This is a genomic window from Hungatella sp. L36, assembly GCF_014288035.1.
The window spans coordinates 499,538-513,325 of record NZ_JACOPC010000003.1; the positions used below are offsets into that span (position 1 = coordinate 499,538).

A 13,788-nucleotide genomic window follows, 5' to 3' on the forward strand; every position below is an offset into this window, starting at 1 on the left:
CAGGGGGCATACGTCTGATTCTATTCCTCTTCCTGCGGAGAAAAGTCACCGATTTCATGTGGATTTTCTGCAAGATACTTTAACTGCTCCATATCACAGATTACGGTCTTGTGGCCTTCCTTTTCAATCACCTTCATTTTTTTCAGCACCAGCATGATTTTGGAAACGGTTACCGAATGGACTCCCAGGTATCTGGCCAGTTCGGTGTAGGTAAAATATTTCTGAAGTTCATATCTTCCGTTCTTTTCATTTGCCAGCTCAATCAGAGTCCGGCAGAGACGCCCCGACGTATGATCCTCCTTCGAAGAATGTACATGGGAGATTTCCTCCATAAAATGCCGGGCGATTCCTTCGCTGATCCAGTAGCCGATTTCCGGCTCTTCTTTTATCTTTCTCTCCAGTACGGAAAACGGAATTTTGTATAGAATGCACTCTGTCTTTGTATACAAAGAACAGAAGCTATAGAGTGTATTAATCTGGGCTGCCCCTTTGTGGGATAGAAAAAACGGCACGCCGCCGATCAAATCCTTTTCCCTGAAATAGTGATAGATAATCTCTTCCCCGTTTTGGGTGAAACGCAGCAGGGCGCATACGCCGGATATCAGACAGTAGGCAGTATTTTCATGATTGATGATCGAAGAAAAGTACTGGTTTTTGTCCAATTGGATCCTGGTGCCCTCTTTGCATAGAATTTCTAAAAAATGATCTCTTTCGTTCTCCTTCACAGTCCCTCCGGTTGTACAACATGCACATAAAAGATGCTGCCTTTTTTTAATTTATAAGCGATGTTTAGTGATTGCTATTTTTTTAACAGCAGCCGTATGTTATTATCTTAACAGAGTACTCAGACAAATTCAACCGATAAAAGGAGAAGCACCATGAAATCAGGGGTTAAGTATTATATTCATTGTATTATTGGCATATTGATTATGCTGGTTTTCCGTTTTATTTCTCCCTTTGGACCAGTTACGGAAGTCGGAGTCAAGGTATTAGGCGTCTTTCTTGGAACGATGTATCTATGGACCTTTGTCGATACGCTCTGGCCCAGTCTGTTCGGCGTCCTGATGTTAGGACTCACCGGTTTCGGCAGTTTTAACGGCCTTTTGAGCTCGACCTTCGGAAATCCTATCGTCATCATGCTGTTCTTTGTCATCATGCTGACAGGAGCCATAACAGAAGAAGGAATTTGCGAGTACATTTCCCGCTGGTTTATCACCCGCAGGATCAATAACGGACGCCCATGGGTATTTACCGCAATGCTTCTACTGGGAGTATATCTTTTATCCGTATTGACCGCTCCGAGTCCCACCATATTCATCTTCTGGCCGATTCTCTACAGCCTATTTGCAGTAATCGGCTATAAACAAGGCGACCGGTATGTGACCTTAATGCTGATCTCTGTGGTAATGGCGGCTTCCTTTGGGTTTGCGACAACACCTTTCAAGGGCGCGCTCCCGGGGCTGCTGGGCAATTATGCAAAGGTGACCGGGACGGCGATCGAATACCTCCCCTATATGGTAACCGCAGCGGCGATTTCGCTGACGGCGCTGGCCGCCATCGTTCTGCTCATGCGTTTCGTACTTAAGCCGGACGTGACGCCGCTGAAACAGATCGATGCCAGTCTTTTTGACAAAAATCCGCTGCCGCCCATGAATCTCCGCCAGAAAAGCTTAAGCTTTGCCCTGCTCTTTTTTATCATCTGGGTGCTGGCTCCCTCTCTTTTGCCGGAAGGGGCTCTGCAGCAGCTGTTAAAGGATACACAGAATGCAATCCCTGTCTTTATCATAACCGTATGCTGTCTGATCCACGTAGACAAAAAGCCGCTGGTTAATTTTAAGACGATTGTTTCCAAATATATGATCTGGTCCGTTGTGCTGATTGTAGGCTCCGCATTGACCATTGGAAATGCCCTGACCGATGAAGCCACGGGAATCACCGTGTTATTGAAGCAGATTTTAACGCCTGTATTCGAGGGACAGAGTCCGCTGGTCTTCACCATTACCATTGTTGTCATTGCGTGTGTTCTCACCAATATCTGCAACAATATGGTGGTAGGCATGCTGCTCATACCAATTATCCATGTATTTTCGCAGCAGATCGGCGCCGGCTCCGCGGCCATTGCATGCTTGTCCATGTATATGGTGTGTATTGCCGTTGTGACGCCGGCCGCCTCCACGACATCGGCCATCCTGCACGGAAATACGAAATGGCTGAAAATTGGTGATATCTATAAATACGGAATCCTGATGAGCATAATCAGTCTGATTGCCGTCTTGGCCGTGGGTCTGCCCATCGCTAATATTTTCTTTTCATAAATAACAGGAGGAACAGGATGAAAACAATAGAACATTTTATTGACCAGCAGGCCGCAGCAGAACAGGAATTTATAGAGAGCTTTCACCGGGAACACCGTTCTTTTGAAAATCCGCTCGTTACGGTAAATCCTTACGGCATAGCGCCTCTCACCGCCGTGATCGCTTTTTTTACGGAGGAGAAGGTGAGTGTGAGCATTACGGTGAAAGGGATGGAAGCCAGCGGAGATATCGCAAAAGCATTTCCGGAGGCGTATGAACACGTAATACCGGTGCTTGGCCTGTATCCGGGAACGGATAATACCGTGGAACTGAGGTTGTCAGATGGGCGGCGTAAAGAAATCATTATCACCACCGGCCCGCTGGACAGTGCCGTCAAACTGCCGGAGTCCATTGACACGACAGCCGCGTATATGGATGGAAACGTGATGTTCGTCATACCCGCCATGGGCGCGCTTCCGGCCGCTTACGATTACCGCGGAGACTGCCGCTGGTACTGCACGGAAAACATCACCTTCGCCATAAAGGAACTGCAGAACGGCCGTTTTTCCATCGGTTCCCCCCGCCTTCTGGAGAAACCGTATTATACGACGGGGCTGTGGGAAATGGACCTGATCGGAAAAATCTATGCGGAATACCGTCTTCCCGGCGGCTATCACCACGACCAGTTTGAGATGGAGGATGGGAACCTCCTTGTACTGACGGAGTGCTTTGAAAATGGCACGGTGGAGGATATGTGCGTCCTGATTGACAGGGCGGATGGTTCCATTTTAAAAACCTGGGACTTCAAGGATATTCTGCCTCAGGATGCCGCTCCTTCCGGAAGCTGGAGCGCTCACGACTGGTTCCACAATAATGCCCTGTGGTATGATAAAAAGACGGATTCCATCACACTATCCGGCCGCCATCAGGATGTCCTGATCAACATCGATTTTCAGAGCGGAAAACTGAACTGGATTCTGGGGGATCCGGAAGGCTGGCCGGAGGACATGAGGGAAGCGTACTTCTTAAAGCCAGTGGGCGATCTGGAATGGCAGTATGAACAGCACGCCTGTCTCATAACCCCGGATGGTGATGTTATGACCTTTGACAACGGCCATTACCGTTCTAAAAACCCGGAGCACTACCGCCTGGGAAAAGACAATTACTCAAGAGGCGTGCGTTTTAGCATCGACCGGGAGAACCGGACCGTCCGACAGATCTGGCAGTACGGAAAGGAACGGGGAAATGAGTTCTTCTCGCCCTACATCTCCAACGTGGACTACTACGGAGAGGGGAATTATCTGGTACATTCCGGCGGAATTGCCTCCCTTGACGGTATCACCTGCGAAGGTGTCGGCTCCCGCAGATACTTTGAGAACAAAAATGTCCGGCTTGAGTCAAAGACCGTGGAGCTTCTGGACGGCAGAGTTGTCTACGAAATGTGCCTGAACGCCAATTATTACCGCGCAAAGAAAATGTCCCTTTACAGCGAAGGGGAGAACTTGACGCTGGGACGCGGAACAATACTGGGGACATTAGGGAAAACGCCGGAATTCGGAACCGCCGCCGAGACGGAATATAGTAAAAGCACCATTCCGGATCAATACCACTTAGATATCAGCGAAGAGTTTGACCGTTACACCTTCCATGGAACCTTCGAGAAAGGGCAGCTGGTGATGCTGGTCTTAGAAGACGGGGAGGGAAACTGTCATAACTATTTCGTATCCACTTCCGCAGTGTCATTTACCGCCATGTGCGTGGGCACATTCCAGAGTTCCGGGCGTCAGGTGGACTTCCGGCTGAATAAATGCGGTCTTCAGGGGGAATACGCCGTTTCTCTGATTATCGATGATACTAAATACAGCCTTGGCCTGACTTTAAAAATTGATGGCTGAAAAATAAATTTAGGCTCTTGACAAACAAACCGAAACCTCATATACTAATCAATAACTTCATAAATGCAAAAAGGCGTTGATAAGAACAAGTAATAATGCGCAACAGCACACAGAAAGCAGCCGGTTGATGAGAGGCGCGTGGAAAGCGGATTGTGAATACATCTTTGAGCTTCACACTGAAAGCAGATTTGGAAAGGACGGAGAGTCCTATGGATCGGCGAGTAGACTGTGACGGATTCCTGCACACGTTATCGTGCTAGAGTATGACGATCGTACTCGAAGAGGTAAGCGGCGCGAGCCGTTTATAAATTAAGGTGGTAACACGGGATTACAGTCTCGTCCTTTGAACAGGACGGGACTTTTTTTTATGTAATAGGAAAGTATCTGCAAAAATTAAAGAAAAGGAGAAAACAATTATGACAGCGTACGAAGAACTCAAAGCCCGCGGCCTCATTGCCCAGGTAACGAATGAAGAAGAGATCAGCAAAATGATCAACGAAGGGAAGGCTGTATTCTATATTGGCTTTGACCCAACCGCGGACAGCCTTCACGTAGGACATTTTATGGCGCTTTGCCTGATGAAGCGTTTACAGGAGGCGGGAAACAAACCGATCGCGCTGATCGGCGGCGGTACCGGAATGATCGGTGATCCGTCGGGACGCAGCGATTTACGCCAGATGATGACTGTGGATACGATTCAGCACAACTGCGACTGCTTCAAGAAGCAGATGAGCCGTTTTATCGATTTTTCCGAAGGAAAGGCCATGATGGTCAACAATGCGGACTGGCTGCTGGAGCTGAATTACGTCGATTTCCTGCGTGAAGTGGGAACTCATTTTTCTGTAAATAACATGCTGAGAGCCGAATGCTACAAGCAGCGTATGGAGAAAGGCTTAAGCTTCCTGGAATTCAACTACATGATCATGCAGAGCTACGATTTCTATGAGCTGTTTAAGCGCTACGGCTGTAATATGCAGTTCGGCGGCGACGATCAGTGGAGCAACATGCTGGGCGGTACAGAGCTGATCCGCCGGAAGCTGGGCAAGGATGCGCATGCCATGACAATCACCCTGCTGCTTAACTCCGAGGGCAAGAAGATGGGCAAGACCCAGTCCGGCGCTGTATGGCTGGATCCGAACAAGACCACTCCGTTTGACTTCTACCAGTACTGGAGAAATGTGAGCGACGCAGATGTCTTAAAATGTCTCCGCATGCTGACATTCCTGCCGATCGAGCAGATTAACGAGATGGATAAATGGGAAGGAAGCCAGTTAAACCAGGCGAAAGAAATCCTGGCATACGAGCTGACAAAGCTGGTTCACGGCGAGGAAGAAGCTGAAAAGTCTCAGAAGAGCGCCCGCGAACTGTTCACCGGCGGTAATGCGGCCGATATGCCGACCTGCGAGCTGACGGATGAAGATTTCAGAGAAGGAACCATTGATATTCTCGATATTCTTCATAAATCCGGCCTCGCCGGCTCCCGTTCCGAGGCAAGACGCAACGTGGAACAGGGCGGCGTATCCGTTGACGGCAATGCAGTAAATGACGTGAAGGCCGTCTTCGCCAAAGAGAGCCTGGAGGGCGAAGGTGTCGTTGTGAAGCGCGGAAAGAAGAAGTTTGTTAAGGTTATTGCGAAATAGAATTGAGGAAATGGTGAGAGCGGTGAATGCTTATGGCGTTCGCCGCTTTCCTGTTGTTGGAGTATAACTGTCCCAGAGCCTGCGGCAAAAAAAACGCTGATAGAAAATGACATCGGAATACTTGACAAAACCGGCAGCTGAATTTAGAGTAGAATGATAAATCCGATTGGGACCGGAAAACCGTCAAAGCAGGGAAACGCAGAATCAGGTAAGAACCCAGGGAGGAATACTGTGGAAAGCATAAATGTGATAGTGGAAACAGAGCGGTTGATTTTAAGAAGATATGTGGAAGGAGATGCGCAGGATCTGTACGAATACTTATCCAATCCGGAGGTCGTTAAATACGAACCTTATAAACCGATGGATCCGGATGAAGTAAAGAGTAACCTTGCATGGAGAATCTCGACCGATGAGATGATTGCCGTCGAACTAAAAAGCAGTCATAAGATGATAGGAAATGTATATTTGGGAAAGCGGGAGTTTGACGCCCTCGAAATGGGATACGTATTTAATCAGGATTATTGGGGAAAGGGATATGCTAAGGAAAGCTGCAAGGCTTTAATCGGGCAGGCATTTTCCGGTGGAATACATAGAATCTTCGCTGAGTGTGACCCTCAAAATCAAGGCTCCTGGAGACTGCTGGAGTCATTGGGATTTGAACGGGAAGCTTACTTGAAACAAAATGTGTATTTTTGGAAAGATGACGATAACAAACCTCTTTGGAAGGATACCTATATTTATGCAAGGTTGAATCCGCATATGGAGAGGTGATAAAAGGATGGCGGAGGCTGGGATCGCTCTTGGGAGAATCCCGGCCTCCGCCATCCTTTTTTATGTGGATTGCCTGATTGCTGTGGTGACGCCGATGTTGACAGCAGCGCTGCCGATGGAATCGAACGGCTTAGTGAAGTGCACCGCTTGCGTCGGGGGTAAAGGTTTTCGCCTTTGTCAGCATTTTTCCATTTTCCTGCAGGTAATAGGTCTTTCCGTCAACCGTGAGAAAACCTGTCTGCATAACGCCGGTTTCCGGATTTAAGTAATACCAGTCGCCGTTATCATTTAACCAGCCTTTGTGGAGACTGCCGGTGCTGTCATAGTAATACCAGCTGCCATCCTGGGAAGACCAGCCGCGGGGGGCTGCCGCTTCGCCGGAGCCGTCTGTATTTACCGAATCGGCAAATGCTACGATTTTATATGCAGTATTGGAACCCGTCTGTGTCCAGACGAGACATTTCTTACCTTTCACAAGGTCCTGAAGTGTGACGATATTTCTTGTGAGGTAAGGAAGAATCTGACTGTCGGAATTAACGGTATAGGTGGTACCGTTATCTGCTGAAATGGTACCGGAAACACCGTCACCTGCAACCGTCAAGGTATCAACTGTTATATATTCCGGAACTTTGAAATCGGCCGGAATGCTGCAGAGAATGATCTCTCCGTGAGACATCGGCGGAAGACTTAAGGTCATGGCCGGGCTGATATAGGCGTAGATGGTCTCGCCGTTTTTAAGCGTATCCAGCGCAACGGGATAACCGTTTACTGCGTCTAAAATTCTGGTTTCTTCCGATACATTGATAATTAATTCCTGTCCGGCGAAATCCCCGTCCTGCCGGGAAATGGACAGTCGGCCGTCGCTGGTCTGATTTACCGTTCCATAGATCCGGACGGAAGAAGGAGCCGTACCTGTGTCAGCCTTTGAACGGAAAGCAAATCCAGAGGCGAAGACGGCTGTGACGCATAAAAGTGAGAGAAGCAGACTTCCGGTTAATTTTTTCATTGAAAACCTCCATTAAATTAGTTGTGTTTTTCGATTGCTGCCAATTAGATTATAGCAGGTTGGAAGAAAAATGAAAATTAAGAAAGGTTTACAAATACTTACAATGATGGATGGAGTGCTGGGGAGTATGGTATGATAAAATTGTGTGAAAGATGAGAGAAGGAACAGGAGAAAAACGATGCCTAAATTAAGAAAAATGCTTGGTGATGTCAATTCTGCGGAATGTATTGCACTGATGCGTCTTATTGAAACACAGAATGAAAAAACGCTGGCGGGCTGGGCTGTTGGCTATGCGAAAGATAATTTCCTGGGAATTTATGAGAACGAGTGCCCGGGGAATGCGTGTCTGAGGGATACGATACTGGTATGTGAAGAATATTTAAAAGGAAGCGGTAAATTAAGTGAGATAAAACCGGTAATTAAGGAAGCGGGGCAGCTTGCCCGGGATCTGGCGGATAATCCGACCGCGCAGGCTGCGGCGCGAGCGGTTTCAACAGCATGTGCTTCGGTCCATACGCCGACCAGCGCGCTGGGATTTCTGTTTTATGGGGCCGCAGCCGCAGCATACAGCCAGGCCGGACTGGAACAAGGTGCTGAGGTTTATGATAAAATAGCTTCCAAAGAGTTGGAAAAAGCTGTAGATTCGCTGAAACAGGTCTGCGTGCCGGATGAAGCACATCCGGTGAAGGTGAAATGGAATTGTTAGGGGGTGCCCGATGCAGAAGATTGTTGCTGTTAAATACAGCCGACAAAGAAAATAATTTCAACGTGGGAATGCCGATTCCTCTTATCTTTTTAATCGGCATTTCCACGTTATTTTTTTCGTGCTGATCCCGCAGGAAAAGGTCTCATATTCATACTCGTCACCATCTGATTCATTGCCGCTTGATTCCAAGCCGGAATTCTGTTTATAATAGAATAAAAGCGCTTTTTCGCCCGTGTAATAAGATCAGATTTCGGGTTGGCCATCAGTTTTGCATGTATCGATCTGTTGTATTACAAACGGTAAAAAAATCAAATATTTTGCGATCACAATCTTGTAATAAACTACATCTTGTGGTATCATCTTTTAGTGACGGCATTAATAACAGTTATTAATACTGATTGCTTGATGAATGAAAAATGACAATTAAACTTTGGAGAATGGCGGTAAAAGAAATGGATATCAGAAAAAGAAACGGTCAGCCGGAATCATACGAGTGCGGGAAGATAAAGAGTGCAATCCTGTGTGCGTTTGCCAGTGTGAATCAGGAGCCTGGCGAGGCGCGGATGGACAGGATCATGGGCCTGGTGAAAGAGAAAGTAGACGGTGCGGTGAAGGACGGAAGTCCTCTCAGCGTGGAGCAGATTCAGGATATGGTGGAACAGTCTCTGATGGAAGCCGGCTGCTACGAGGCGCTTAAGAGCTTTATTCTTTATCGGAATGAGCGGAGTAAGGAACGCAGTGTGAGGCAGGATCTGGTCCGGTATTTTAACGATGTTCCTGATATGGAGGCCGTCTTAAAGGAGATTCAGAAAAAATGGACCGGCACCGCGTACCGGCTGGAGCACCTGTTTATGAAATTTTCGGCTTTCTATAAACAGGGGATGACGGAAGCGGAGAAGCTGGCCGCCTTAATCCAGGCCGCTGTGGAGCTTACCACCCAGGAAGCGCCGGATTGGGAGTACATTGCAGCCCGTCTTTTGATGGTCCGCTTCAGAAAGAATTTAAGATCCATGGAGGCGAAGTATCAGATCAGAAGCTTTTACGATAAGCTGTATTTTCTGACAGGGGAACGGCTTTACGGCGACTATATTCTGGAACATTACACCAGGGAGGAGATCGAGACGTGTGAGGGCTTCCTCGATGGCACACGGGATCAGTTTTTTACGTATTCCGGTCTGGAACTGCTTCTTTCCAGATATGTGATCCGCAGCCGGGAGAATGTTCCGTTAGAGTCCCCGCAGGAGATGTTTCTGGGCATCGCCCTGCATCTGGCCATGCTGGAGAAGAACGACCGGCTGGAATGGGTGAGGCGTTTTTACGATATGCTGAGTACGCTTAAGGTTACCATGGCGACGCCGACCCTTTCCAACGCGAGAAAGCCGTATCATCAGCTTTCCTCCTGTTTTATAGACACGGTGCCGGACAGCCTGGATGGCATTTACCGCAGCATTGACAGCTTTGCCAAGGTCAGCAAGTTCGGCGGTGGTATGGGGCTGTATTTCGGCAAGGTCAGGGCAGCAGGAAGTGCAATCCGCGGCTTTAAGGGCGCAGCCGGGGGCGTGATCCGCTGGATCAAGCTGGCCAATGATACCGCGGTGGCGGTAGATCAGCTGGGCGTGCGCCAGGGAGCCGTCGCCGTATATCTGGATGCGTGGCACAAGGATCTTCCGGAATTCCTGGCGCTGCGTACCAACAATGGGGACGACCGTATGAAGGCACACGACGTATTTCCGGCGGTCTGTTATCCGAATCTGTTCTGGAAGCTGGCAAAGGAGAATATCGACGCGGACTGGTACCTGATGTGTCCTCATGAGATACTCACGGTAAAGGGCTACTCGCTGGAAGATTCCTATGGACAGGAATGGGAGGAACGCTATCGGGACTGTGTCGCTGATCACAGGATTCATAAGCGGGTGATTCCGGTAAAAGAACTGGTCCGCCTGATTTTAAAGAGTGCGGTGGAGACGGGAACTCCATTTACCTTTAACCGGGACCTGGTTAATGAGGCAAATCCCAACAGCCATAAGGGCATCATTTACTGCAGCAATCTCTGTACGGAAATTGCACAAAATATGAGTCCGGTGGAACAGATGGAGCAGCGCATCGAAACGGTGGACGGCGAAACGGTGGTGGTGACAGTGACAAAGCCCGGCGATTTCGTGGTATGTAATCTGGCCAGCCTCTCTCTCGGGAAGATCGATGTGACGGACCGGAAAGAGGTTACCGAGCTGACACGGTACGCAGTGCGTGCGCTGGACAATGTCATCGACTTAAACTTTTTCCCGGTTCCATACGCCAAAATCAACAACATGCGGTACCGCCCCATCGGACTGGGGATCAGCGGTTACCACCATATGCTGGCGAAAAACGGAATTTCCTGGGAATCGGAGGAGCATTTGACATTTACCGACCGGGTGTTTGAATGGATTAATTACGCGGCGATTGAGGCAAGCTGTGACTATGCCGGGGAAAAGGGCCGCTATGAGCTGTTTGAAGGAAGCGACTGGCAGACGGGCGCCTATTTTGAAAAACGGAACTACCATTCGGAAGAGTGGCTCCGGCTGAAGGAAAAGACGGCGGCAAACGGCATGAGAAACGGATGGCTGATCGCCATTGCGCCGACGAGCAGCACCAGTATGCTGGCGGGAACGACGGCCGGCCTGGACCCGATCATGAACCGGTATTACCTGGAGGAAAAGAAGAATGGACTGGTGCCACGGGTGGCTCCGGATTTATCTCCCGAGACATTCTGGCAGTACAAGAACGCCCACTACATTGATCAGCAGTGGTCCGTCCGGGCGGGGGGAATCCGGCAGCGCCATGTGGATCAGGCGCAAAGCATGAATCTCTATATCACCAACGAATACACCTTAAGGCAGGTGCTGAACCTTTATGTACTGGCCTGGGAGTGCGGCGTAAAAACCATTTATTATATCCGCTCCAGAAGCCTGGAAGTAGAAGAGTGCGAGGTATGCTCCAGTTAAATGCGGCCGCGGAAATAACATACAGCAAGCTGTAAAAGAGGAAAGGAAAGACCATGGAACAATTAACCAGAAAGCCGTTATTCAATCCGAACGGCGATACTGACGTCAGAAACCGCCGTATGATAGGCGGCAATACAACGAATCTCAACGATTTTAACAATATGAAATACACCTGGGTGAGCGACTGGTACCGGCAGGCCATGAACAATTTCTGGGTGCCGGAGGAGATCAACCTGGGCCCTGATGTAAAGGACTATCCTATGCTGGACGCCGGGGAGCGGAGGGCCTATGACAAGATTCTGTCATTCCTCGTATTTCTGGACAGCATCCAGACCGCCAATTTACCGGCCATCGGCGAATATATTACGGCCAATGAAATCAACTTATGCCTGTCAATCCAGACCTTCCAGGAGGCGGTTCACAGCCAGAGCTACAGCTATATGCTGGATACCATCTGCGAGCCGCAGACCAGGAACGAGGTGCTCTACCAGTGGAAAAATGATGAGCATCTGCTTGCCAGAAATACCTTTATCGGAAATCTCTATAATGAATTTCAGGAGGACAAGAGCCCGTTTACATTTATGAAGACCGTGGTAGCCAATTTTATCCTTGAAGGGGTTTACTTCTACAGCGGATTTATGTTCTTCTATAACCTTGGCAGGAACCACAAGATGCCGGGATCCGCACAGGAGATCCGGTATATCAACCGGGATGAGAACACCCATTTATGGCTGTTCCGCAACATGATTCTGGAACTCAAAAATGAGGAGCCGGAGCTCTTTACCCCCGAACGCGTGGATGTTTACAGAGCGATGATTAAAGAGGGATGCCGCCAGGAGATTGCCTGGGGCCATTACGCCATCGGAGACAAGGTGCCGGGACTGACGAAAGATATGATAACGGACTATATTCAGTATCTTGGCAACCTGCGGTGTTTCAGCCTTGGCTTTGACCCGATTTATGAGGGGCATGAAAAGGAACCGGAGAGTATGGCCTGGGTATCCCAGTACAGCAATGCCAACATGATAAAGACGGATTTCTTTGAGGCCAGAAGTACGGCTTATGCGAAGAGCAGCGCTCTGGTAGATGATCTTTAAATCTGGCAGATGATTTTTAAAGAAGAAGCGGGCATGAGGACAGTTTTAGAAAACTGCCTTCATGCCCGCGATGTCATCCACGGTCATGGCCAGGGAAATCCGGTCAAAATCCTTTTGTATGAGAACGTAGATATCGAGAATCGGCTGGCACTGAATTCGGGTCTCCTCCATGATCTCATCGTAGTCGGAAATCATGAGCTCCACGATATCGGCGTCGATCAGACCAGCGTCCTTCATTTCTGTGATAATCGTGCATATTTTGTCTTTGGAAAATGCGGTCTTGTAGCTTCTCGTGCCGGAAAGGGCGCTGATGATATCGGCGATGGCCACGATCCGTTCTCCGGTGCTTAAGTCGGCGGCGGCCAGGCCTCTCGGGTAACCGGAGCCGTCGAGCTTTTCATGGTGACGGAGGGCGAGCGATTTGACCGTATCCTCGATGACGTCTCCGAATATTTTCTCAGTGATGTCCACGTGGGTGCGCATGATATTCATGGCCTGGGGGCTCAATTTGCCCGGATACTCCAGGATTTCCACCGGAATGCCGATTTTTCCCAAGTCATGAAGCATGGAACCGCAGATGATCTGGTTGCATTCCTCCTCGTTCATCCCCATGCGTTTCGCCAGTTCGGCGCTGATGGTCGTGGTGGTGATGGTATGGGTAACCGTGTGGCGGCTTCGGAAATCAATGGTGAAGATGAGCATCTTTAAGTAATCCGTGATTTCGTCCTGTGTGAGGGAAATCTCGGAAAACAGCTGAAAAAATAGTGATTCTGCGTCCGTGTCACCTTCGAACGGTGTGTGGAAATCGCAGGCGAGGGCAAGATCGGCAATAAAGGGCGAGAATTTTGTGCCGCTTTCTTTCTTCAGGAGAACCGCGGTTTCTTCCCATGTCAGATGCTGCACCTCCATGGCGACGTCGATGCGGTCGGCCACATGAATGACCTGGGCAAGAAGCCGGATTCCTTTCGGAAATACCTCCGAATGCTCCAGAACCTGCCAGGTGGCGTGATGCAGAAGAATAGCACCGGAAAGCTTCTTGAGCGGAGAAAAGTATTTGATGAACAGATAGCCATAGACGGAGTGGGCCAGAACATCATCGGTGTCAAACTGCAGCATCTTTGAAATCTCATCGGTCTTGTAGGCGCCGATGTCGTGAAGAAGGGCCAGAAAGCAGACGTCCCGTATCTTCCGGGCGTCTTCATGGAAGTATGGCTTTAACATTTCAGATACAATATAGGCCACCCTGTAGCCGTGATTCATCAGGCGGGCGTCCACATAGCTGCAGGAACGACGGATAATTTCCAGTATTCCCCGGTTGTCAATGGAACCTGTATACTGCATAATTTTGTTCTCCAGTTTTCGTGTTTGATGGTAAATTTAAGTGTAACATAAATG

The 13,788-nt window shown here is 49.0% G+C and carries 10 protein-coding genes and 1 other annotated feature; of the genes, 7 read left to right on the forward strand and 3 right to left on the reverse strand.

The window, feature by feature from the left end; all coding sequences use genetic code 11:
* Positions 1-20: 20 nt before the first annotated feature.
* A complete protein-coding gene (locus H8S80_RS34830) occupies positions 21-725 on the reverse strand; it encodes a Crp/Fnr family transcriptional regulator (protein ID WP_002604512.1) in 705 nt (234 codons plus the stop codon).
* 153 nt (positions 726-878) lie between these two features.
* On the opposite strand from H8S80_RS34830, the gene H8S80_RS11160 reads away from it, so the two are divergent.
* The 4 genes from H8S80_RS11160 (at position 879) to H8S80_RS11175 (ending at position 6,600) form a co-directional block, all read left to right on the forward strand.
* A complete protein-coding gene (locus H8S80_RS11160) occupies positions 879-2,315 on the forward strand; it encodes an SLC13 family permease (RefSeq protein ID WP_117633685.1) in 1,437 nt (478 codons plus the stop codon).
* Positions 2,316-2,332: 17 nt separating this feature from the next.
* Positions 2,333-4,189 carry an aryl-sulfate sulfotransferase gene (locus tag H8S80_RS11165; RefSeq protein ID WP_117633684.1) on the forward strand — a complete coding sequence of 619 codons (1,857 nt, stop codon included), beginning with the start codon at positions 2,333-2,335 and terminating at the stop codon, positions 4,187-4,189.
* Between the two features lie 67 nt (positions 4,190-4,256).
* Positions 4,257-4,536, forward strand: a binding site (T-box leader).
* A gap of 69 nt (positions 4,537-4,605) precedes the next feature.
* Positions 4,606-5,829 (forward strand): tyrosine--tRNA ligase, encoded by a 1,224-nt coding sequence (tyrS, locus tag H8S80_RS11170; protein WP_117633683.1) that lies wholly within the window; start codon positions 4,606-4,608, stop codon positions 5,827-5,829.
* Between the two features lie 231 nt (positions 5,830-6,060).
* Entirely contained in the window at positions 6,061-6,600 is a 540-nt protein-coding gene (locus H8S80_RS11175) for a GNAT family N-acetyltransferase (protein WP_117633682.1), read from the forward strand.
* A gap of 130 nt (positions 6,601-6,730) precedes the next feature.
* Here the strand turns inward: H8S80_RS11175 and H8S80_RS11180 are convergent, their stop codons facing one another.
* Positions 6,731-7,606, reverse strand: a complete 876-nt coding sequence (locus H8S80_RS11180; RefSeq protein WP_002604507.1) for a hypothetical protein — start codon at positions 7,604-7,606, stop codon at positions 6,731-6,733.
* 178 nt (positions 7,607-7,784) lie between these two features.
* Here H8S80_RS11180 and H8S80_RS11185 point away from each other — a divergent pair, with 178 nt between their 5' ends.
* The 3 genes from H8S80_RS11185 (at position 7,785) to H8S80_RS11195 (ending at position 12,393) form a co-directional block, all read left to right on the forward strand.
* A complete protein-coding gene (locus H8S80_RS11185; RefSeq protein ID WP_002604506.1) occupies positions 7,785-8,312 on the forward strand; it encodes a putative immunity protein in 528 nt (175 codons plus the stop codon).
* Between the two features lie 452 nt (positions 8,313-8,764).
* On the forward strand, positions 8,765-11,296 hold the full coding sequence (locus tag H8S80_RS11190; RefSeq protein WP_002604505.1) for a ribonucleoside-diphosphate reductase subunit alpha: 2,532 nt from the start codon (positions 8,765-8,767) through the stop codon (positions 11,294-11,296).
* 53 nt (positions 11,297-11,349) lie between these two features.
* Positions 11,350-12,393, forward strand: a complete 1,044-nt coding sequence (locus H8S80_RS11195) for a ribonucleotide-diphosphate reductase subunit beta (protein ID WP_117633681.1) — start codon at positions 11,350-11,352, stop codon at positions 12,391-12,393.
* A gap of 45 nt (positions 12,394-12,438) precedes the next feature.
* On the opposite strand, the gene H8S80_RS11200 is transcribed toward H8S80_RS11195, so the two are convergent.
* Positions 12,439-13,734, reverse strand: coding sequence for an HD-GYP domain-containing protein (locus H8S80_RS11200; protein WP_002604503.1), 1,296 nt, complete (start codon positions 13,732-13,734; stop codon positions 12,439-12,441).
* Positions 13,735-13,788 lie beyond the last annotated feature (54 nt).

Coding starts and splice junctions, on each gene's coding strand:
- H8S80_RS11190 (WP_002604505.1), top strand. CDS start 8,765: ATGGATATCAGAAAAAGAAACGGTCAGCCGGAATCATACGAGTGCGGG.
- H8S80_RS11200 (WP_002604503.1), bottom strand. CDS start 13,734: ATGCAGTATACAGGTTCCATTGACAACCGGGGAATACTGGAAATTATC.
- H8S80_RS11180 (WP_002604507.1), bottom strand. CDS start 7,606: ATGAAAAAATTAACCGGAAGTCTGCTTCTCTCACTTTTATGCGTCACA.
- tyrS (WP_117633683.1), top strand. CDS start 4,606: ATGACAGCGTACGAAGAACTCAAAGCCCGCGGCCTCATTGCCCAGGTA.
- H8S80_RS11160 (WP_117633685.1), top strand. CDS start 879: ATGAAATCAGGGGTTAAGTATTATATTCATTGTATTATTGGCATATTG.
- H8S80_RS11185 (WP_002604506.1), top strand. CDS start 7,785: ATGCCTAAATTAAGAAAAATGCTTGGTGATGTCAATTCTGCGGAATGT.
- H8S80_RS11195 (WP_117633681.1), top strand. CDS start 11,350: ATGGAACAATTAACCAGAAAGCCGTTATTCAATCCGAACGGCGATACT.
- H8S80_RS11165 (WP_117633684.1), top strand. CDS start 2,333: ATGAAAACAATAGAACATTTTATTGACCAGCAGGCCGCAGCAGAACAG.